A 21,328-nucleotide genomic window follows, 5' to 3' on the forward strand; every position below is an offset into this window, starting at 1 on the left:
AGAAAATTCAAAAAGTGTTACGGAGGAAATGAACATGCAGCGTATTTTTCATACACCTGAAGGTGTGCGGGACATTTATGGAGAGGAATGCAGCCGCAAAAAACGGCTCCAGAGGGAGCTCCACCAGGTGTTTTCGAGATATGGATATGAAGATATAGAAACACCGGGATTTGAATACTTTGAAGTGTTTAGTAATGAAGTGGGAACGATCCCATCCAAAGATCTTTATAAATTTTTTGACAGAGAGGGAAATACCCTTGTTCTAAGGCCTGACTTTACACCATCGGTTTCCAGAGCGTGTGCCACATATTTTGATCCGGAAAAGGGACCGGTAAGACTTTGTTATACAGGAAATACATTTATCAACAATTCCAGTTACAGAGGACAGATGAAAGAAAATACCCAGATGGGTGTGGAGCATATGGGAGATGATTCCGCGGCAGCAGATGCGGAGATCCTTGCCATGACCGTAGAGTGCCTGAAAGCAGCAGGACTTACGGAATTCCAGGTCAGTGTGGGTCAGGTAGATTATTATAAATCCCTGCTTGCAGAAGCAGATCTGGAACCGGAGATGGAGGAACATCTTCGTGAACTGATCTCCCAGAAGAATTATTTTGGTGTGGAAGAACTTCTGAAGGGACAGAATTTAAGCGAGAGCCTTTCCGAAGCTTTTGCGGAACTGCCGCAGATGTTCGGTTCCGTGGAAGTTCTGGAAAAAGCGAAAAAACTTACCTCCAATCCGGAGGCACTTTCCGCAGTAAAACGTCTGGAAGAGATCTACGAGATCCTGAAAGTATACGGCTGTGAGAAATACATTGCTTTTGATTTTGGAATGCTCAGTAAATTCCGTTATTATACAGGAATCATTTTCCAGGCTTATACATATGGAACCGGCGAACCTCTGATCAAAGGTGGACGTTATAATGAGCTGATGAAACATTTCGGAAAACCGGCTTCTTCTATTGGATTTGCCATTGTGGTCGATAATCTGATGCTTGCTCTTTCCAGGCAGAAACTGACTGTTCCATCCGGTGATAAGACCGTTGTGATCACTTATGAAGCTGGAGAGCTGAAAAAAGCGATCCAGGAAGCAATTACACTTCGAGAAGAAGGTAAAAAAGTGGCATTATGCCCGAAAAAGGAGGAGCAGGAATAATGAGATATCTTACATTTGCCCTCACAAAAGGGCGTCTGGCCAACAAAACATTGGATATGTTTGAAAAGATCGGTATCACATGTGAGGAGATGCGTGACAAGGATTCCCGTAAACTGATCTTTACCAATGAGGAACTGAAACTGAAGTTTTTCCTTGCGAAAGGCCCGGATGTGCCGACTTATGTAGAGTACGGTGCTGCAGATATTGGTATCGTAGGTAAAGATACCATTCTGGAAGAGGGAAGAAAACTTTACGAAGTTATGGATCTGGGATTCGGAGCATGCCGCATGTGCGTATGTGGCCCGGAAAGCGCCAGAGAAGTCTTGAATAACAATCAGCTGATCCGTGTTGCTACCAAATACCCGAACATAGCAAAGGATTACTTCTATAATAAAAAACACCAGACTGTGGAGATCATCAAACTGAATGGTTCCATTGAGCTTGCACCGATCGTAGGTCTTTCCGAAGTCATCGTGGATATCGTGGAAACAGGAAGTACCCTTCGCGAGAATGGTTTGAAGGTGTTGGAGGAAGTCTGCCCGCTGTCTGCCCGTATGGTAGTCAACCAGGTCAGCATGAAAATGGAAGATGAAAGGATCCGTAAACTGATCACAGAACTTCGAAACGTTGTCAAATAAGCTGTGAAGCTGTTTATTTGCTTATGAACATGTAGTGGAACGGATTGTGAATAAATACAGAAAGAAGGCAGAAGTTATTATGCGTAAGGTAAAACTCACCAAGGAATCTACAAAAGATATTCTGGAAACTCTCTTAAAAAGAAGTCCTAATAATTATGGCAAATATGAGGATGCTGTAGCAGATATCCTCGCAAAAGTAAAGGCAGAGGGAGATGAAGCTCTGTTTGCTTTTACCAGAGAATTTGATAAAGTTGAAGTGACAAAGGAGACGATCCGTGTTACTCCGGAGGAGATCGAGGAAGCTTATAAACTGGTAGATCCGTCTCTGATTGATGTGATCAAAAAAGCGCTGGTAAATATCCGCAGCTATCATGAAAAGCAGCTTCAGAACAGCTGGTTCACAAGTACGACAGACGGTACTATGCTTGGCCAGAAAGTAACTGCACTGAACCGTGTAGGTGTTTATGTTCCAGGCGGAAAAGCTGTATATCCATCTTCTGTACTGATGAATATCGTTCCTGCCAAAGTAGCAGGTGTGGACCGTATTGTAATGACAACTCCTCCGGGAAAAGACGGAAAGGTGAATCCAAGCACACTGGTTGCTGCCAATGAGGCCGGCGCAGATGAAATTTATAAAGTGGGCGGAGCTCAGGCTATCGGAGCTCTTGCATACGGAACTGAGAGTATCCCGAAAGTTGATAAGATCGTAGGACCTGGAAATATTTTTGTTGCTCTTGCAAAAAAAGCAGTTTATGGTTATGTCAGCATTGACTCCATTGCCGGACCAAGCGAGATCCTTGTTCTTGCAGATGAGACTGCAAATCCACGTTATATCGCGGCAGATCTTCTTTCTCAGGCAGAGCATGATGAGATGGCGTCCGCGATCCTGATCACAACAAATGAAGAATTTGCAGATAAGGTTGACGCAGAGGTAAAAGGTTTTGTTGAAAAACTTTCCAGAAAAGCTATCATTGAGAAATCTCTGGAGAATTTTGGATATATCCTGATCGCAGAAGATATGGACGAGGCCATTGAGGCAGCCAATGAAATTGCCTCCGAGCATATGGAGATCGTCACAAAGAATCCGTTTGAAGATATGATGAAAGTACGAAATGCCGGTGCGATCTTTATCGGAGAGCACAGCTCTGAGCCTCTTGGAGATTATTTTGCAGGACCGAACCATGTACTTCCTACCAATGGGACCGCGAAATTTTTCTCCGCACTTTCTGTAGATGATTTTATTAAGAAATCCAGTATTGTGTATTATTCCAGAGAAGCACTCCGGAAGATCCACAAGGACATTATCCAGTTTGCCACATCGGAACAGCTGACTGCACACGCAAACTCCATTGCAGTCCGTTTTGAGGAAGAGGATAAGGAGAACGAATAATGGCAAGAGAAGCACTGATCGAAAGAAACACAAAAGAAACACAGATCCGTCTGCAGCTGAATATTGACGGAACAGGAAGTTCCGATATTGATACAGGTATTGGCTTTTTTGATCATATGCTGGACGGTTTTACGCGTCATGGACTGTATGATCTTACTTTGAGAGTACACGGTGACCTGAATGTGGATGATCATCATACTATTGAAGATACAGGTATTGTCCTTGGAAATGCGATCCGTGAGGCAGTTGGGGACAAAAAAGGAATCAAACGTTATGGCAGCTGTATTCTTCCCATGGATGAAGTTCTGGTGCTCTGTGCAGTGGATCTTTCCGGAAGACCTTATCTTGGATGGGATGCGGAGTTTTCCACGGAGAAAATAGGAGATATGGCAACCGAGATGGTGAAGGAATTCTTTTATGCAGTGTCTTATTCCGCAGCAATGAATCTTCACATCAAAGTTCTTTCCGGCGGAAACAGCCATCATGTGGCAGAGGCTATGTTTAAGAGTTTTGCCAAAGCCCTTGATGCGGCAACACAGTACGATTCCCGGATCACAGACGTGCTTTCTACCAAGGGAAGCCTCTGATACATAAAGGAGACTACTTATGAACAAACAGTTGATCCCATGCCTTTATCTTCAGGCAGAAAAGGCAGTAACAGGATTTGGACAGAGAAATCTTTTCGGAGATGGAAATGTAGAGACACTTGCAAAATTTTACGGCGACAATGGAGCAGATGAGCTTCTGGTGTTTGACTTTTCTTCCGCAGATGCTGAGCATGACCGTGCGATCGGAAAGATCCGGGATATCTGCCAGGCATCCGAGATCCCGGTGATCGCAGCAGGAAACATCAAACGTATGGAAGACGTAAAAAAACTGATCTATGCAGGCTGTGCCAAGGTTGTATTAAATTTTTCAAAGAAAAGTAATATTGAGCTTCTTGAGGAAGTATCCAGACGTTTTGGAAAAGAACGTATGATGATCAGTATTTCTGATCTGAAGGAATTTACAGAAAATCAGGAGCTGATCGAAACTTATGCAGACAGTGTTCTGGCTCTGGATACAGTGGAAAATGAAATCGCACAGATTTCGCAGATTTCCATTGTTCTCCACACGGACGAAAGCAGTCAGGAAAAAGTTCTGGAGCTTTTAGGGGAAACCGCCGTGTCCGGACTTTGCGGTGCTTATGTGAGCAGCCTTGAAAATGATTTGCATACATTAAAAGAGACCTGCGAAAAAGCCGGAATTCCGGTGAATACCTATAAAAGCAATATTGCATGGTCCGATTTTAAATTAAACAGTGATGGAATGGTTCCAGTTATTGTCCAGGATTACCGGACAGATGAAGTGCTGATGCTGGCCTATATGAATGAACTGGCTTTTGATACCACACTGAAATTGGGAAAAATGACATACTGGAGCCGCAGTCGGAATGAACTCTGGACCAAAGGCCTGACATCCGGCCATGTACAGTATGTAAAATCTCTTACCATTGACTGTGACAATGATACAATTCTTGCCAAGGTGGATCAGGTGGGGGCTGCCTGCCATACAGGAAACCGTACCTGTTTCTTTAAACCACTGATGAAGAAAGAGTACGATGATACCAATCCACTCCACGTATTCCAGAATGTGTACGATGTGATCACAGACCGGAAAGCGAATCCGAAGGAAGGTTCCTATACCAATTATCTTTTTGATAAGGGAATTGACAAGATCCTGAAAAAAGTCGGTGAAGAATGTACAGAGATCGTCATTGCAGCCAAAAATCCGGACAAAGAAGAGATCAAATACGAGATTTCTGATTTTCTTTATCATATGATGGTACTTATGGTGGAGAAGGGAGTCAGCTGGGAAGAGATCACCAGAGAACTGGCAAAAAGATAGAATTAAAAAAAGACATATACAATTTTGGTTAGGCATGGTATACTTATCGAAACAAAGTGCGGAAATATAAGAAAAAGGGAAAGGGAAACAGCCAATGATCAAAATTGATGACTGGGTGATCGAAAAAGGAGAAAAAGCACAAGGTAAGATTGAGATCACAGGATGCGGCATGGCAATGCCGGCTACTGTGATCTGCGGAGTGGAAGATGGACCAACGATCCTGATCACAGCAGGAATACACAGCGCCGAGTATGTGGGAATCCAGGCGGCAATGGAACTTGCGAAAGAATTTCAGCCGGAGGAACTGAAGGGAAATGTGATCATCATTCCGCTGGTCAATGTCAGTGGATTTGAACATCGTACCATGAGTATGGTTTATGAGGACAGTAAGAATCTGAACCGCGTTTTTCCTGGAGATCCTGAGGGAACAGCTGCAGACCGCATTGCCTATACCATGGTGACGAAACTTTTTTCCATAACGGACTATTATATTGATCTGCACAGCGGAGACGGATACGAGCAACTTCATCCATATGTTTATTATGTAGGCGTTGTAGATGAAGAGACCGCGGAGAAGTCCTTACATATGGCAAGGCATATCGGTGTAAAATACGTAGTTCGTTCCACAACCGCTACAGGTGGTGCCTACAATTATGCCTCTTCTCTTGGCATTCCAAGCATTCTCATAGAGAGGGGCGGACACAGCTACTGGACCTGGGAGGAAGTAGAACAGGATAAAAGAGACGTCCGTCACCTTGTTTTTCATCTCCAGGGAAAGGCGTGTCATGGTCTGAAGCATTACCGTCAGATGCTTCTTGAAAATGTAGTCTATGAATATGCGCCGTATACCGGATGCTGGTATCCGTCCAAGAAGCCTGGAGAATACTTTTTTAAGGGGGAAGAACTGGGTGAACTGAGAGATTACTATGGGAATTTACTTTACACATCTATTGCAACTGAAAACGGAGTCGTACTTTATCAAACAGCCAGTCTGAACATTATTGAAGACGGACCAATGATCGCATATGCAGCGATCACGGAGACTCTGACCTGATATTTGCAGAGCTTTTCCACCAAAAATTGTTTTATTCAATTCCTATAGAAACGATAAGAAAACCGGATTTTACCGTTTGCTGTTCTATTTGCAAAAACAAACGTGTAAAATCCGTATTTTTTTGACAGATCGGATAAATTCAGTTGTTAAATACCTAACGGGGTATATGTACAATTCAAATAACTTTGACAAAATTGATAAATATTCTAAAAATATAACATTTTTCTATAGACAAACTCCGTGGATCTATCATATAATAATGCGCGTAATTTAACAGCATTTGCTGATTTTTACATCAGTCGTTGCAAGTTCCGAGAGGATTAATAGGGAAACCGGTATAAATCCGGTACGATCCCGTCACTGTAATGGGGAATCCTCAGATAAAATACCACTGGCCGGGTGCGTGAGAAATAGGGCCGGGAAGGTGTCTGAGGGTGAGGAGCCTGAGTCAGGAGACCTGCTTGTAATTGTTTTAAGATGATTCTTACGGAAGATAGGAAGCATGTTTTTTTGTGTGTGCCCGTATTTCGTCACGGGCTTTTTTCGTGCGTATTTCTAAAATTCCATGCATTTTCTGCATATAAAGAATCCCATTATAGTTTTATTATTATCTTATATAAGTTGAAACGGCTATGCTAAAAATCACATCAAATGAGGAAAGGAGTAAAACGTGACAAAGAAACAAGTAGGAAAAAGATTTCTCCAGATTATCATTGTATTATTTGGAATCAGCTTTTTCACATTTGGACTGACCTACCTGTCACCTGGTGATCCTGCGGAGATCATGTTGACAGAGTGTGGTAATCTTCCAACACCGGAACTTCTGGAACAGACAAGACATGATCTCGGCCTTGACCAGCCATTTCTTGTGCAGTATGGTTCCTGGCTGAAAGGTGTTGTAACAGGAGATATGGGACAGTCCTATTCTTTCAAAATGCCGGTAACAGATAAACTGGTATCCTGTTTCTGGCCCACACTGAAGATGTCACTGCTGGCACTTCTGATGATGGTCATTATTTCCATACCACTTGGAATTCTGGCCGCTGTATATCAGAACAAATTCCCGGATTATTTTGTAAGAGGGATTACTTTTGTGGGAGTATCTGTTCCAAGCTTCTGGCTGGGGCTGATCCTTCTCAGTATCTTCGGTGTTCAGCTTCGCTGGATCAACGTGGCAGGAGGCAGTACAGATTTCAAATCCATGATTCTTCCGGCGCTCACCCTTGCACTTGCCATGTCTGCAAAATATACCCGACAGGTAAGAAGTGCGGTACTGGAGGAACTTCACCAGGATTATGTAACAGGTGCGAGAATGCGTGGAATTAAGGAAAGCGTAATTCTCTGGAAACATGTTCTTCCTAATGTAATGCTTCCGCTGGTAACGCTGCTGGGTCTTTCCCTTGGAAGCCTTCTTGGAGGTACCGCAGTTGTAGAGATCATTTACAACTGGCCGGGAATGGGAAATATGGCAGTAAAGGCAATTTCCTGTCGTGACTATCCTCTTGTACAGGGCTATGTACTCTGGATCGCGATCCTGTACATGTGCATCAACCTGCTTGTGGATCTGTCCTACACTTATCTCGATCCAAGACTTAAGGAGGATAGATAATTGAAAAAAGTATTACGAATATTCAAAGAAAACAAACAATTCACTCTTTTCTTTATTCTGGGTCTTGTGGTGATCGGTGTTGCGATCTTTGCACCGCAGCTTTCCCCATATGATCCGTTGGATGCAGTTATGACCGAATCACTGCAGGAGCCGAGCTCCGCCCATCCATTTGGAACAGACAAACTTGGGCGAGATCTTCTTTCCCGTGTTATTTTCGGAACAAGAACGTCTCTGATCATGACCTTATGTCTGGTTGCGGTGATTTTTGTGATCGGTACATTTTTAGGAGTTATTGCCGGATATTTTGGCGGTATTGTAGATGCGGTGATCATGCGCATTGCGGATATGATGATTTCCTTCCCGGGCCTTGTGCTGGCCATCGCCATTGCCGGTATGCTGGGACCGAACCTTGTCAATGCCGTTATCTCCATCGCGGCTGTAAGCTGGACGAAATATGCCCGTCTTGCAAGAAGTATGGTTCTGAAAGTCAAGAAGAGTCTTTACATAGAGGCAGCTGTGGTAAACGGAACAAAGACCTGGAAGATTCTTCTTGTACATGTTCTTCCAAACATGGTAACACAGATGGTGGTAACTGCGGCAGCAGATATCGGAACCATGATGCTGGAGCTGGCTTCCCTTTCTTTCCTGGGATTTGGTGCAACTGCGCCGACACCGGAGTGGGGACTGATGCTCAACGAGGGAAGAACCTACATGGCAAAAGCGCCATGGCTTATGATCTACCCTGGTATTGCCATTGTGATCTGCGTGGTTGTTTTCAACATGCTTGGAGACAGCATCCGCGACGTACTGGATCCACGCCAGGATTAATAAAACATTTTCTGTAACAAACCAACACCCTATTATTAGTATATTTATCTTTAGGAGGATGAAATGAGAAATAACGTAGTTAAAAAAGTGCTGGCTGCTACACTTGCATGTATGATGACTTTTTCCATGACAACAGTGGCTCAGGCAAAAGGTGACAAAAACAGCGATAAGGAAATCACAATCGGAGTAACAAGCTTTGCAGATACACTGGAGCCGACAGAGCAGTATTTCAGCTGGGTTGTATCCCGTTATGCAATCGGTGAGTGCCTTACAAAATTCGATGAGCACGGTGAGATCGTTCCATGTCTTGCAGAAGAGTGGGATAACAGCGAAGATGGAAAAACATGGACATTCAAGATCCGTGAGGGCGTAAAATTCTCCAACGGTGATGACATGACACCGGAGATGGTAAAAGCTTCCATCGAGCGTACTGCCGAGAAGAGCGACCGAGTTCCGGAGTTCTTTGATCTTGATAACATCGAAGTTGACGGACAGAACCTGATTTTCCACCTGAACAGAGCTAACGCAAACATGGCTGGCTGCCTTGCAGACCCGCTGTTCCTCATTGTTGATACAAATGTCGATGATTCCACATTTGCAATGGAAGGACCGATCTGTACAGGACCTTACGCAGTAGAGTCTTTCAGCCCGACAGACTCCTGTGTTGTAGTAAAGAATGAGAACTACTGGGATGGCGAAGTTCCCCTTGACAAAGTTACACTGAAATGTGTGGATGACCAGACAACACGTTCCATGGCTCTTCAGACAGGTGAGATCGATATCGCTTACAACCTGAAAACAGAGAACCTGGTTGAGTTCGAGGGAAATGACAACTATGATATTCAGGAACTTCAGTCTCTTCGTTCCACCTATGCGTTTATGAACCAGAACGAGGATCATGCACTCAGCGACAAGGCACTTCGCCAGGCACTTCTCCGCGGACTTGACAAAGAGACATACTGTAACACTCTTCTTGAGGGTGGTGCAACAGCTGGTAAAGCACCGGTTCCGCCAACACTTGACTTTGGATTTGATGATCTGAACGATGAGAATGCTTACGATCCGGATGGTGCAAAGAAGATTCTTGAGGAAGCTGGATACAAAGATGTTGACGGTGACGGATTTGTAGAGACTCCGGACGGAGATCCGCTTGTTCTTGATTTCGTTATTTACACAAGCCGTGCAGAGCTTGGTGTATACGCACAGGCAGCACAGGCCAGCCTGAAAGAGATCGGTATCAATGTAAACCTGAATACTGTAAGTTATGAGACACTTCTTGACATGAGAGATTCCGGTCAGTATGACCTTCTGATCTGGAACGTACTGGTTGCCAACACAGGTGATCCGGAGAACTACTTAAGAGAGAACTGGTACAGCTCTTCCTCAAACAATACTGCAGGATACAACAATCCGGATGTAGATAAGCTTCTTGATGAGCTTGCTCAGACATTCGATGAGGATGCAAGAAAAGATCTGATCATCGACATCCAGCAGGATATTATGGATGATGCAGCAACTGTATTCTTCGGTTATGAGACAACTTATCTCTTCTCCAATAAGAAAGTAACTGGAGTTAAGATGTATCCGATGGATTACTACTGGCTGACAAAGGATATCACTCTTGCCGAGTAAAGGAGCGTTTATTTATGCTTGAAATCAAGGATCTTTCTGTTCAGTACGGAAAGCAGGCACCTACCATTGAGCATTTCAATCTTTCCATGAAGAAGGGTGAGATCATCAGTGTTGTAGGAGAGAGTGGAAGTGGAAAAACAACCGTGATCCGTGCTGTCCTCGGCGCTCTTGCCGGGGGTGGCCGGGTCAGTGCCGGTGATATTCAGTTCAACGGACATTCCCTGCTTTCCAATACCAAGGATGAATGGAGAAATTTAAGAGGTACCCGCATTTCCATGATTTTTCAGGATTGTGGTGGAACCCTGAATCCGATCCGCAAGATCGGAAGCCAGTATGTGGAGTATATTTGTACACATACTGACGTATCCAAAGCAGAAGCATGGAAAAAAGGCTGCTCCATGCTTCAGAAAATGCGTCTTCCAGACGCGGAAAATATCATGAAAAGTTATCCTCACCAGCTTTCCGGTGGTATGCGCCAGCGAGTTGGTATTGCCATGGCTATGACTTTTAACCCGGAACTGCTTCTTGCAGATGAGCCGACCAGTGCCCTGGATGTAACCACGCAGGCACAGATCGTACGCCAGATGATGGAGCTCCGTGATGATTTCGGAACCGGCATCATCATCGTTACCCATAACATTGGTGTAGCGGCTTATATGGCCGATCAGCTGGTTGTTATGCAGCACGGAAAAGTTGTGGATCAGGGAACACGTGATGAAGTCATGAATCATCCGACCAGTGACTATACAAAGAAACTGCTGGCTGCAGTGCCGGAAATGGAGGGACAGCGTTATGTTTAAGGAATCCGATATCGTGCTCAGTGCAAAACATATCGTAAAACAGTTCCCGGCTTCCGGTGGCAGAACATTGACAGCCTGCAATGATGTGAACTTGAATGTTTATAAAGGAAAGACTCTGGGAATCGTAGGAGAGAGTGGCTGTGGTAAATCCACCTTTGTCCGTATGGTCATCTCTCTTGACAAGCCGACCAGTGGCGAGATCCTTTATCATGGAAAAAATCTCTCCAATCTTTCCAAGAAAGAAACCTGGCTGAACCGTCAGAATATGCAGATGGTATTCCAGGATCCACTGGCATCTTTTGACCCGAAAATGAAGATCGTGGATATTCTTACAGAGCCGCTGATCAATTACGGGAAACTGAAAAGAAGCGAAAAAGAAGCCAAAGCCAGAGAACTTCTGAAAATGGTAGAACTTCCCGGAGATTTTGTAGACCGCTATCCTCATAACATGAGTGGTGGTCAGAGACAGCGTATCAGTATTGCACGTGCACTTTCCCTGGAACCGGAGATCCTGGTGTGTGATGAGGCGACTTCTGCACTTGACGTTTCTGTACAGGAGTCCGTGATCCAGCTGCTGGTACGTCTCCAGAAGGAGAAAAACATCAGCATGCTCTTTATCTGCCATGACCTGGCGCTGATCCGTTCTTTTGCTCATCAGATCGCGGTAATGTATCTTGGAAATATCGTGGAGGTAATTCCAGGAGAGGATGTTGCAGAAAAATCTCTTCATCCATATACACAGGCTCTTCTTGGCGCTCAGTTTTCCATTCATATGGATCAGAACAAAAAGATCGAGAGTATTGAAAGTGAGGCTCCAAGCCCTCTGGATGTTCCTCATGGCTGCCCGTTCCAGAATCGCTGTGAGCACTGCATGGAGAAATGTAAGACGATCCGTCCGGTGCTTACAGAGGTAGAGTCCGGACATGAAGTAGCCTGCCATTATGTAACTGAGAAATAAAGAAAGGCAAAAAACAGTATGACATTAAAAAACTTTAAAGTACTGGGCATTCTGCTGTTGTTGCTTGCCGTTTTTGCAGTTGGCGGGAAAAAAGTTTCCGCTGCTGTGGAAGACGGAGATGTTCAATATACAATAGGTGTTGTAGTATATAATCAGAACAGCCCGGAAATGAACATGTTTATGAACTATTACAGAGAATATATCCAGCAGGGATTTCCGGTAAAGTTCTATTTTTCAGGCAGCATTAATTCTGCAGAGGACGAGATCAATTTTATCCGCGCAATGAAGCTGCAGGGCGTAAGCGGAATCATTTCTTTTTATGGACAGGATATTCAGAAGATTGTAGAAGCCTGTGATGAAGAAGAAATGTATTATGTTCTTGGTTCCGGAAGTATCAGCGATGAAGATTATGACAAGGTAAAAACCAGCCCGTATTTTCTTGGAAGTGTAGGACCGGATGCAAAGGCAGATTATGAAGCCGGCTACAATATGGCAGATTATTTTGCAGATGCAGATACCAGCAGTTATATTGTGCTGACCGGTGGTTCTTCCGCAGGAAACTACATGCACCTTCAGAGAACCATTGGTGTTCTGGAAGGACTGGCTGAAAAAGAAGGACTGACTTATTCGGAGGATGTTGAAAAACTTGCGTCATCTGAGAAAACAACGGTTGTAGATGCAGGAAAGGATGATGTCAGCATTACCATCTGCCCTGGATATATGACAGATCCGAAAGGAATCAATAACCTGAAACATGCTTTTGTAGATAGAAATTATGATGCAGTTCTCTGTACCTTCAATGTAGATGAGATCATGAAGACGATTACTTCCAAGGAAGAAGAGCAGGGCTCCAATATCAAGGTCGGAGCTGTTGACTGCTTCTCCATGGAAAATCATGATGAGATCAATGATAACGATTCTTTTGGTAATCCGAAGATTGATTACATTGCAGGAAAATATGCATCCATGGGCGGTCCTGCATTTGCGATCCTGTACAATGCAATGTCCGGTCATCCGGAGGCAAACACCGATGATGCAGATAGCAATACTGTTCGTCTGTATCAGGGATTCTGGAGCGCATCCGATAAAGATACCTTCAATGAGCTTTACGGATATACACAGGATATTTACAAAAATGCATACAGCTGTGCGGATCTGATGAAAGTTATCAAAGCTTACAGTACAGATACCACACCGGATGATCTGAAAGCACTGACAGAAGCGTACACAGTGGAAGATGTGCAGAAGCGTATTGAGGAAAACTAAACAGAAATTTTGGAAAAGAGCTGGGCTGTCTTATGGGTTCAGCCCTTTTTCTTCGTATAAAAGACATTTTTATTCAAAAAAATGGAAAATCCTCTTTACTTTCTTAAGTTAATATAATAAAATCTATAAATATGTGAAAACATACATAGATAAATGAAGGGAGAGAACTATTCTTGACAACAGCACATATTTGTATAATGGCAGCCATTATCGTCTACCTGGGTGCAATGATCTTTGTGGGTTATCTGTGTTCCAAGAACAACAATGACAGTTCTGATTTCTATCTGGGAGGAAGAAAACTTGGACCTCTGGTAACAGCCATGAGTGCAGAGGCTTCTGACATGAGCAGCTGGCTTCTGATGGGATTACCGGGACTTGCTTATCTTACCGGTATTGCAGACGCAGGCTGGACAGCCATTGGCCTTGCCATCGGAACATACGTAAACTGGAGGATCGTGGCAAAAAGAATCCGCCGCTACACACATGTGGCAGGAAACTCCATTACACTGCCATCCTTTTTCAGTAACCGTTACAGAGATGAGAAGAAGATCCTGCAGTCCATCGGAGCGATTTTTATCGTAATCTTTTTTATTCCGTATACAGCTTCCGGATTTGCAGCCTGTGGTAAACTTTTTGCAAGTCTCTTTGGCGTAAAATATCTGCCGGCTATGATTATCAGTGCATTGGTTATCGTTGGCTATACTACACTGGGAGGATTCCTGGCAGCATCTACTACAGACTTTATCCAGAGTATCATCATGTCCATCGCACTTGTGATCGTATTCGTATTCGGGATCAGCACTGCCGGTGGTATTGAGGCAGTTGCAGACCATGCAAGATCCCTGCCGGGATATCTGACTATGTTTACTACATATGATCCCACAACCGGAACAGAACAGGCATATCCACTGCTTAACATTATTTCCATGCTTGCATGGGGACTTGGATATTTCGGAATGCCACATATTCTTCTTCGTTTCATGGCGATTGAAGATGAAGAGAAACTTACACTTTCCAGAAGAGTGGCAACTACATGGGTAGTGATCTCACTGGCAGTAGCAGTACTGATCGGTGTGGTAGGACTTGGAATGACAGCAGCAGGAGAGTTTGATCTTCTGGAAGGTTCCGCATCTGAGACCATCATCGTTCAGATTGCAAATCTTCTCAGCCAGCACGGTGTGATCGCAGCGATCCTTGCAGGACTTATCCTCGCAGGAATCCTGGCATCTACCATGTCAACTGCAGATTCCCAGCTTCTGGCAGCATCTTCAGCAGTTTCTTCCGACCTTCTCGGAAGCATCCTGAAGGATAAAGAAACCAAAAAAGAAAGCATGGTAGCGGATAAGATCACACTTCTTCTGATCGCAGTAGTAGCTATGTTCATCGCCCGTGACCCGAACAGTTCCGTCTTCACCATCGTATCCTTCGCCTGGGCAGGTTTCGGAGCCGTATTCGGCCCTGTAGTCCTCCTGGCATTATTCTGGAGACGCTCCAACTGGCAGGGAGCCCTGGCAGGAATGATCTGCGGCGGATCCATGGTATTCATCTGGAAATACGGAATCAGCAAACTCGGCGGCGCCTGGGGAATCTATGAACTCCTTCCCGCCTTCATGGTAGCCATCGCAGCAAACATCATCGTCAGCCTCCTCACCAAAGCCCCATCCAAAGAAATCACCGACGAATTCGATCAGGTAAACCAGAAATAAAGAATTAAGGATTTTATTCAATAACTTACACTCAAACAAAACAAGCCCGATACAGATTGTAGCCAAGACATCTGTATCGGGCTTGTCATCTTTTTTTATTTATAATTAAATAAAGTCACACAGCCAAAATGTTCTAAGCGTGGCCGGAGGGAAGGGGTGTGGGGAAGGGAAATGGCCTTCGCAACTACGAATGCTTCCCTTCCCCACGCTTTTCACAACTTCCAAATTGCAATAAAATTAGATTATTATGCATTTTCAAGCAGCTTTTTTAACAACTGCTCCATTGTTAAATTCAACACCGGATGCCGCAAATACGGTGCAATCTCCACCATAGGCTTCAACACAAAATCCCGATTCTCCATATCAATATGAGGCACATGCAATACCTCCGTATCAATGATCTCATTATCATAAAACAAGATATCCAGATCCAGTGTCCGTGGCCCCCAATGTATGATCCGCTTCCGATCCGCAGCCTGCTCCAGCACATGCAGCCTGTCAAGAAGCTCATCAGGAGAAAGCAAAGTCCGGACTTTTAAAGCACCATTGAGAAACTCATCTTGCGCCACACCGCCATAAGGCTCAGTCACAAGATACTCTGAAACTTTCTCAACAACGATTTCATTCATATCCCGAAGCCCCTGGATCGCATCATCCAGATATTTCTTCTTATCACCCATATTGGAACCAAAAGCAATATAGGCGGTATGCCAGCCACGGGTAATTTCCACAGCAACGGTTTTCAGTGGAAGGCCTACCGGAGCCCATGGCTTCTCAATACGAAGAGTGATCTTTTTAAGAAGCGGAAGAGAGAGCAGCAACATTTCTGCCAGATTCTCCACAGCAGCTTCCAGAAGTTTATAAGTGTTTTTCTGAAGAAAATCGGTGATCATATGGCTGACTTCCCCATAATTGATGGAAGCGGAAAGATCATCTGTCAGCCCTGCCGGACGTGTCTCTGTATACATAATGGCAGAAACAACAAATTTCTGTCCAAGAGCAGTTTCTTCCGGAAATACACCATGGTTTGCAAAAATCTCAAGATCTCTGATTTCGATTTTATCCATCGGTTCCTCCTAGCGTCCCAGAATGGCTTCTGTCATCTGGATGACACGCTTGTTTTCTTTGATATCATGAACACGGACAAACGCACAGCCTTTCATAACACCGATCACGGATGTGGCAAGAGTTCCCTCCACACGCTGATCCACCGGAAGATCAAGGGCAAGTCCGATCATGGATTTTCTGGAAGTACCAAGAAGTACCGGATATCCCAGTTTCTGGAAAAGCTCCAGATTATCCATTGTCATCAGGTTCATCTCGTATGTTTTACCAAATCCCACACCCGGATCAAGGATGATCTTGTCGTCGGCAATACCTGCACGTTTGGCGATATTGACACATTCCTGTGTTTCTGCCAGCATATCCACGATAAAGTTGTTATATTCTGTATTATCTTTGTTGTGCATCAGACAGCAGGGAGCCTGATATTTTGCAATGACAGGAGCCATTTCCGGATCATATTTCAGTCCCCAGATATCGTTGATGAGGTCTGCTCCGTGTTTCAGGGATTCCTCCGCAACGCATCCCTTATATGTATCTACAGAGATCGGGATATCAAAACGGCTTTTTACTGCCTCGATAACAGGGAGTACACGCTCGATTTCTTCCTGAGCGCCAACCGGTGTATGGCCCGGACGGGTGGATTCTCCACCGATATCCAGAATGTCAGCACCTTCAGCAATCATAGTTTCTGTATGTTTCAGGGCATGGTCCATGTCGTTCCATTTTCCACCGTCTGAGAAAGAATCCGGTGTGACATTCAAAATACCCATGATATATGTTTTATTTTTTACATCAAATTCACGATTTCCGATTTTCATGGAAAGACCTCCTAATATTGGATCGTCATATTTTTTTTTGCAGAAGACCAGTAGCACTCTGGTTCTGCCTTACAGGAAAAACAGTTTCTGGATTTTTTGTCCGCACGATAGATCAGTTGTCCGAGAATCGTCTGGTTAGTCTCGGCTCTGTGACCGCGGATCGCCGAAACAATTGCTTGGATTTCCTCCGGAGAAAATCCAAGTTCCTTTAAAATCTGTTCGGCGATAACCGCACCGGCTTCATCATGAGGCGTACCATCTTCATATTGTCTGGCCCGTCCGATATCATGAAGAAGGGCAGTACAGTAGATCAGTTCCTTTGAAACCGAATAATTTTCCTCAAGGGCTCTGATATAGGCAAGACGTGCCACATCCAGAAAATGTTCCGGGGTATGTCTGCAGAATTCACGGTCAGCTTCCAGAAGCTGAAGCTTATGAAGTTCAGTCTGATAGAGTGGATGCTTCCAGATCTGATTTACTCTGTCCATCAGTCTTTGACCATAGCGAGGAACTGTTTCTGAAGTTCCATATTTTCTTTGAATTCACCTCTTGTGACAGTGGTGATGGTCTTGCTTCCCGGCTTTTTGATTCCGCGCATGGTCATGCAGGTATGTTCCGCTTCCAGCATTACCATGATTCCCTTCGGGTCGAGGACACGTTCCAGAGCATCTGCGATCTGCACAGTCAGGCGCTCCTGGATCTGTGGTCTTCTCGCGTACACATCAACGGTACGAGCCAGTTTGCTTAAGCCGGTAACTTTGCCATTTGGGATATATGCGATATGAGCTTTTCCGTAAAACGGCATAAGATGATGTTCGCACATGGAATAAAAGGTAATATCTTTTTCCAGGACCATTTCGTTGTTTTCTACATGGAACTGTTTCTGAAGATATTCGTCCGCCTCGTTGTCAAGTCCGCCATAAATTTCCTCACACATACGGGCGATACGCTCCGGAGTTCCTTGCAGTCCCTCTCTGTCCACATCTTCGCCGATTCCTTCGAGAAGAAGTTTGATTGCTTCTTCTACTTTTGCTTTGTCTACCATAAATAACAACCTCCATTTGTTAAAAAAATCACGTTTTTCGGAGACTGTCTTTTTTATTTTTGCACACAAAAAAGATATCTCCAATTGTAATAGAACGTATGTCGAAAAAAGCCCTACACAATATGAGATATCCTCTTATATTGCTGCAACGGGTGCGGACTTCATACCGTAAGACGTACTTTTCGTTCTGGCGACAACTCCCCATTCGCCAAACACTTGACGCATAAAGTCCTATTTTGCATATCATTCATTTCACGGACAAGTATACCATATACTGGTATAATAAGAAAGGGAAAATGATAAAAAAATATCACAAAAATAGGGAATATGTTCTATGAATTATGCAATAGAATCTATGGATTTGACAGATTTTATTCAGACAGACATGAAAAGGAATATAAGACAGAAAATTCCCGGAACAGAAAAGGTGCTGTTCCGGGATCACAGAACTGTTAATGTCGTATCATTTTCATCAGATTTACAATACGGTCAAGTCGGGCGATTTCCGTGGGACTTTTTCCCATCTTAAGCACTTCAATAATCGCAGAGATTTCATCAGAGCTAAAATTTAATCCCGCATTTTTTCCCTGAGAAGCTGCGCCCATAATAAACGGCATCAGTTCAGAAGGATTTTTCCCAAGTCCCTGATCTGCAAGATTCTGTAACATGGAAAGTTTCTGCGGATCCATTTGGGAAAGTTTTGGATTGTTTTTCCAGTCATCGCTCATGGATTTTTCCCCTCCTTCAGGAATTTTCGTTCATAATCTGCAGCATCTGAATGGTCGCCATCAGATTGGTGATCTGGTCAATCTGACGACGGCTTTCCCCACTGCAGCATTTTCGGATATCCTGCAGCATTTCCAGAGGATCTATGCCGGAAAGACTGGCAGCCTGCAGATCCGCAGATTTTTTCCGGTTTCGGAAAAGAGACATGGTATTCATAAGCTCCTGTGTTTTTGTATACATAGACAGAAACTGCTGGCCGGATGGGGGAAGATACGGAACCATGGCTTTTAGCATCTGATCCCGGTCACTTTCAACCATTTCATCCAACGCAGTTTTGGCAATATAATCCTGTTCCATAAAAAATCCTTTTTCCTGAAATCTATGATTTCATAAATGAAAATATGACGGAAAACCTGCAGCTGCCATATTATATATGGAAGAATTTTTTTGGAGCGTTTTATGGAATCTGAAAAGAAGCAGAAATTGGTAATTGATGGAAATGCTTTTTATGAAATAGATCTGAGATGTCTGGAGAAAAAAAGAAAGAAACAGGAGGAAGCAAAGAAACGGCAGCAGAAAAGGCAGAGGAGATAACCTCTGCCTTTTCTTGCCGGAAAGATCAGCAGCAATTGTTGCAACCACATCCGTTGTTTCCGCAGCAGAGCAGAAGCAGGATGATAATCCAGCAGCTGTCGTTACAGCAGCCATTGTTATTGCATCCGCATCCATTATTATTTCCGCAGCAACAACATAAATTAATTGGAAAAACAGAGAAATCCAGTATTTATAATAGTTTTAGAAGTGTTAGATAGTTGTAAGATTAGAAGAAAAGTGTGTTATTCATATATTATTCGTACATTTTTATTCCTACATAGTGTTGAAAATGTATGAATAAAGATTCCTATACACATATGAGTATTCGGTTACTTTATTCCTACATTTGCTCCTATATTTTCTAAAGCTTAATTTGCTTGTAAATTCTAAGGATATTAAGTGTAGGAACTGATTATTCGTATAGTTTTGTTTACATACTATTTTATTTTTTCGATTTCCTCAGCAAGCCATGATTTTTCTCTTTGTGTATACACCCGTTCCGTGATATCAGAAATATTGTGACCAACTATATATTTGATAGCATATTCATCTACATTCGCTGCTTTAGCCATAGTTACAAATTGCACACGTCCATCATGAGGTCTGTGGTCAATGTTTAAATTAAGAGAATCTTTAATTTTCATAAAAGCCGCCTGATATCTCGGGTATGTAAGTTGAACCAACTCCCCTTTTATGTTTTTATAATTGAATAAATATTTACTATTACCCAATACGGCTTCATCATATCGTTTCTGGACAAGATTACGGATGCGACTATGAATCGGAACCAATCTGTTTTTTCCGGCGATCGTTTTGATACCGCCTCTAAAAGTCCAGTTGTCCAAATCAACATCCTTGATTTCTATAAGTCCCAATTCTTTAGGACGCCATCCGGAATAACATTGAATCAATACTAAATCAACGTACTCTATAGAATCTAAATTATTCCAAAGTTTTTGCATTTCCTCATTAGTGAACGCAATATGATGTTGTTCATTTTCTTTTGCATCGTGTTGAATAGTGGGCGTTATCTTTGCATCACGAGCATAATTTCTATCAACAAGGTCATATTGCAAAGCATAGTCAAACATTGCGTTTAATAAGGATTTTATCCGTCTTTTAGTATTCGGAGTGGCTTTTTTCTCGATCCCCAATGAGATGACAGAGCCATTCTCCACACATCCTAAAATATGACGTGATCGTATCTCCCTAACTTTTACATCTTTTATGCTCCAGCAGTATGGCCATGCATATGCACAACTCCGCAGAGAAGTTTCTTTATTACCCGATTGAATATAATATTCTTTCCATTTCTCAAATAACTCACTCATAGTCATAGAATCATCCAAATCATACGGGTTTCGATTGTATTCCACAAGTGCTGCATAAGCATCATTATAAGTCTCAAAGAAGGCTTCTGGTTTGAGAAGCTTGCATATCGGTTTACCCTTCGGGGTTTTACCCACAGTCACCATAGCTCGGAATGGTTTCCGGAGATTACGACCTTTAAGCTCGCTGATTTGACCGAATCCATTTGGAAGCCGACGTCTTTTCCTTGATGATTTTCTTACTGGTTTGGGTTGCTCTTTTAACGGATAACCGCAATGGGGACACGCAAAAGCACGATCGCTAACCTGTAAATCACATTCTGGACATTTAATCAACATATCGTTACCAATCCTTTCCATTGTATTTTCACTTTATATTATATATCATACGGTGTAGGAATAGTCAATTCCTACATTATATATTTTGGAGGTTTATATGACATACGATAATGGGCCTATCTGCCCGCATTGCGGAGGACAGACACACTATTATGATAAAGCTAAAAGAATAGTGAAGGGTAAGTACGGTGAAGTACGAAAGATCTACGTGTATAGATATAGATGCCTGCAATGTGGTGAAATACATCGAATTATACCTGATACTTTAATCCCGTTCAAACACTATGAAAGGGAAATCATACAAGGTGTGATCGAAGGAACCATAACACCAGATACACTTGGATTCGAGGATTATCCGAGTGAAATGACAATGCATCGATGGAAAAAAGATGGCAGTAGTAAAAACATTTTTATGTGTTGCGCATCATAAGATTAAAAGTCCGAAGACATACATGCTCTTTTATTTTTCCACTGACTTTGTTTTAACAA

The 21,328-nt window shown here is 43.3% G+C and carries 23 protein-coding genes and 2 riboswitches; of the genes, 16 read left to right on the forward strand and 7 right to left on the reverse strand.

Going from position 1 to position 21,328, the window contains the following annotated elements; genetic code table 11:
* Positions 1-34: 34 nt before the first annotated feature.
* From hisZ to putP, 13 genes are all read left to right on the forward strand, one after another.
* A complete protein-coding gene (gene hisZ / locus GPK88_RS13440) occupies positions 35-1,156 on the forward strand; it encodes an ATP phosphoribosyltransferase regulatory subunit (RefSeq protein ID WP_215707866.1) in 1,122 nt (373 codons plus the stop codon).
* Entirely contained in the window at positions 1,156-1,794 is a 639-nt protein-coding gene (gene hisG / locus GPK88_RS13445) for an ATP phosphoribosyltransferase (protein ID WP_148447866.1), read from the forward strand. The genes hisZ and hisG overlap by 1 nt, the downstream gene beginning before the upstream one ends.
* A gap of 79 nt (positions 1,795-1,873) precedes the next feature.
* Entirely contained in the window at positions 1,874-3,184 is a 1,311-nt protein-coding gene (gene hisD, locus GPK88_RS13450) for a histidinol dehydrogenase (RefSeq protein WP_021976577.1), read from the forward strand.
* Complete coding sequence (gene hisB, locus GPK88_RS13455) at positions 3,184-3,771, forward strand: imidazoleglycerol-phosphate dehydratase HisB (RefSeq protein WP_021976578.1); 588 nt, start codon at positions 3,184-3,186, stop codon at positions 3,769-3,771. The genes hisD and hisB overlap by 1 nt, the downstream gene beginning before the upstream one ends.
* Positions 3,772-3,790: 19 nt before the next feature.
* The gene (hisIE, locus tag GPK88_RS13460; protein WP_021976579.1) at positions 3,791-5,071 is read left to right on the forward strand and encodes a bifunctional phosphoribosyl-AMP cyclohydrolase/phosphoribosyl-ATP diphosphatase HisIE; all 1,281 of its coding nucleotides are present in this window, start codon (positions 3,791-3,793) and stop codon (positions 5,069-5,071) included.
* A gap of 94 nt (positions 5,072-5,165) precedes the next feature.
* Positions 5,166-6,125, forward strand: a complete 960-nt coding sequence (locus GPK88_RS13465) for a M14 family metallopeptidase (protein WP_215707867.1) — start codon at positions 5,166-5,168, stop codon at positions 6,123-6,125.
* A gap of 289 nt (positions 6,126-6,414) precedes the next feature.
* A riboswitch (cobalamin riboswitch) is annotated at positions 6,415-6,604 on the forward strand.
* Between the two features lie 191 nt (positions 6,605-6,795).
* Positions 6,796-7,734 (forward strand): nickel ABC transporter permease, encoded by a 939-nt coding sequence (nikB, locus tag GPK88_RS13470; RefSeq protein ID WP_173761679.1) that lies wholly within the window; start codon positions 6,796-6,798, stop codon positions 7,732-7,734.
* Positions 7,735-8,562: a nickel transporter permease gene (gene nikC, locus GPK88_RS13475; RefSeq protein WP_173761678.1), complete on the forward strand. Its 828-nt coding sequence runs from the start codon at positions 7,735-7,737 to the stop codon at positions 8,560-8,562.
* Between the two features lie 63 nt (positions 8,563-8,625).
* A complete protein-coding gene (locus tag GPK88_RS13480; RefSeq protein WP_173761677.1) occupies positions 8,626-10,194 on the forward strand; it encodes an ABC transporter substrate-binding protein in 1,569 nt (522 codons plus the stop codon).
* A gap of 14 nt (positions 10,195-10,208) precedes the next feature.
* Positions 10,209-10,994, forward strand: a complete 786-nt coding sequence (locus tag GPK88_RS13485; RefSeq protein ID WP_021976429.1) for an ABC transporter ATP-binding protein — start codon at positions 10,209-10,211, stop codon at positions 10,992-10,994.
* Positions 10,987-11,952, forward strand: coding sequence for an ABC transporter ATP-binding protein (locus GPK88_RS13490; RefSeq protein ID WP_021976430.1), 966 nt, complete (start codon positions 10,987-10,989; stop codon positions 11,950-11,952). The genes GPK88_RS13485 and GPK88_RS13490 overlap by 8 nt, the downstream gene beginning before the upstream one ends.
* A gap of 18 nt (positions 11,953-11,970) precedes the next feature.
* A complete protein-coding gene (locus tag GPK88_RS13495; RefSeq protein ID WP_173761676.1) occupies positions 11,971-13,218 on the forward strand; it encodes a type 1 periplasmic-binding domain-containing protein in 1,248 nt (415 codons plus the stop codon).
* Positions 13,219-13,415: 197 nt separating this feature from the next.
* Positions 13,416-14,924 carry a sodium/proline symporter PutP gene (putP, locus tag GPK88_RS13500; protein WP_173761760.1) on the forward strand — a complete coding sequence of 503 codons (1,509 nt, stop codon included), beginning with the start codon at positions 13,416-13,418 and terminating at the stop codon, positions 14,922-14,924.
* A 245-nt stretch (positions 14,925-15,169) separates the two neighbouring features.
* Here the strand turns inward: putP and folK are convergent, their stop codons facing one another.
* From folK to GPK88_RS13530, 6 genes are all read right to left on the reverse strand, one after another.
* A complete protein-coding gene (gene folK / locus GPK88_RS13505; protein WP_173761675.1) occupies positions 15,170-15,991 on the reverse strand; it encodes a 2-amino-4-hydroxy-6-hydroxymethyldihydropteridine diphosphokinase in 822 nt (273 codons plus the stop codon).
* Between the two features lie 9 nt (positions 15,992-16,000).
* Positions 16,001-16,807, reverse strand: a complete 807-nt coding sequence (gene folP / locus GPK88_RS13510; RefSeq protein WP_173761674.1) for a dihydropteroate synthase — start codon at positions 16,805-16,807, stop codon at positions 16,001-16,003.
* A gap of 11 nt (positions 16,808-16,818) precedes the next feature.
* On the reverse strand, positions 16,819-17,295 hold the full coding sequence (locus GPK88_RS13515; protein WP_173761673.1) for an HD domain-containing protein: 477 nt from the start codon (positions 17,293-17,295) through the stop codon (positions 16,819-16,821).
* Positions 17,295-17,852, reverse strand: a complete 558-nt coding sequence (folE, locus tag GPK88_RS13520) for a GTP cyclohydrolase I FolE (RefSeq protein WP_148447851.1) — start codon at positions 17,850-17,852, stop codon at positions 17,295-17,297. The genes GPK88_RS13515 and folE overlap by 1 nt, the downstream gene beginning before the upstream one ends.
* 144 nt (positions 17,853-17,996) lie before the next feature.
* A riboswitch (THF riboswitch) is annotated at positions 17,997-18,093 on the reverse strand.
* 211 nt (positions 18,094-18,304) lie between these two features.
* Positions 18,305-18,580 carry a hypothetical protein gene (locus GPK88_RS13525; protein ID WP_148447849.1) on the reverse strand — a complete coding sequence of 92 codons (276 nt, stop codon included), beginning with the start codon at positions 18,578-18,580 and terminating at the stop codon, positions 18,305-18,307.
* Between the two features lie 16 nt (positions 18,581-18,596).
* Positions 18,597-18,935, reverse strand: coding sequence for a hypothetical protein (locus GPK88_RS13530; RefSeq protein ID WP_148447847.1), 339 nt, complete (start codon positions 18,933-18,935; stop codon positions 18,597-18,599).
* Positions 18,936-19,037: 102 nt separating this feature from the next.
* Here GPK88_RS13530 and GPK88_RS19160 point away from each other — a divergent pair, with 102 nt between their 5' ends.
* Both GPK88_RS19160 and GPK88_RS13535 read left to right on the forward strand, forming a co-directional pair.
* Entirely contained in the window at positions 19,038-19,172 is a 135-nt protein-coding gene (locus GPK88_RS19160; protein WP_256442586.1) for a hypothetical protein, read from the forward strand.
* Between the two features lie 13 nt (positions 19,173-19,185).
* Entirely contained in the window at positions 19,186-19,332 is a 147-nt protein-coding gene (locus tag GPK88_RS13535) for a hypothetical protein (RefSeq protein ID WP_215707868.1), read from the forward strand.
* Between the two features lie 277 nt (positions 19,333-19,609).
* Here GPK88_RS13535 and GPK88_RS13540 read toward each other — a convergent pair whose 3' ends face one another.
* Positions 19,610-20,860: a site-specific integrase gene (locus GPK88_RS13540; RefSeq protein ID WP_252197773.1), complete on the reverse strand. Its 1,251-nt coding sequence runs from the start codon at positions 20,858-20,860 to the stop codon at positions 19,610-19,612.
* 76 nt (positions 20,861-20,936) lie between these two features.
* Between GPK88_RS13540 and GPK88_RS13545 the strand changes: the two genes are divergently transcribed.
* Positions 20,937-21,269, forward strand: a complete 333-nt coding sequence (locus GPK88_RS13545; RefSeq protein ID WP_215707869.1) for a DUF6431 domain-containing protein — start codon at positions 20,937-20,939, stop codon at positions 21,267-21,269.
* Positions 21,270-21,328 lie beyond the last annotated feature (59 nt).

This window comes from Blautia sp. MCC269, from assembly GCF_018785655.1.
GTDB lineage: Bacteria > Bacillota > Clostridia > Lachnospirales > Lachnospiraceae > Blautia_A.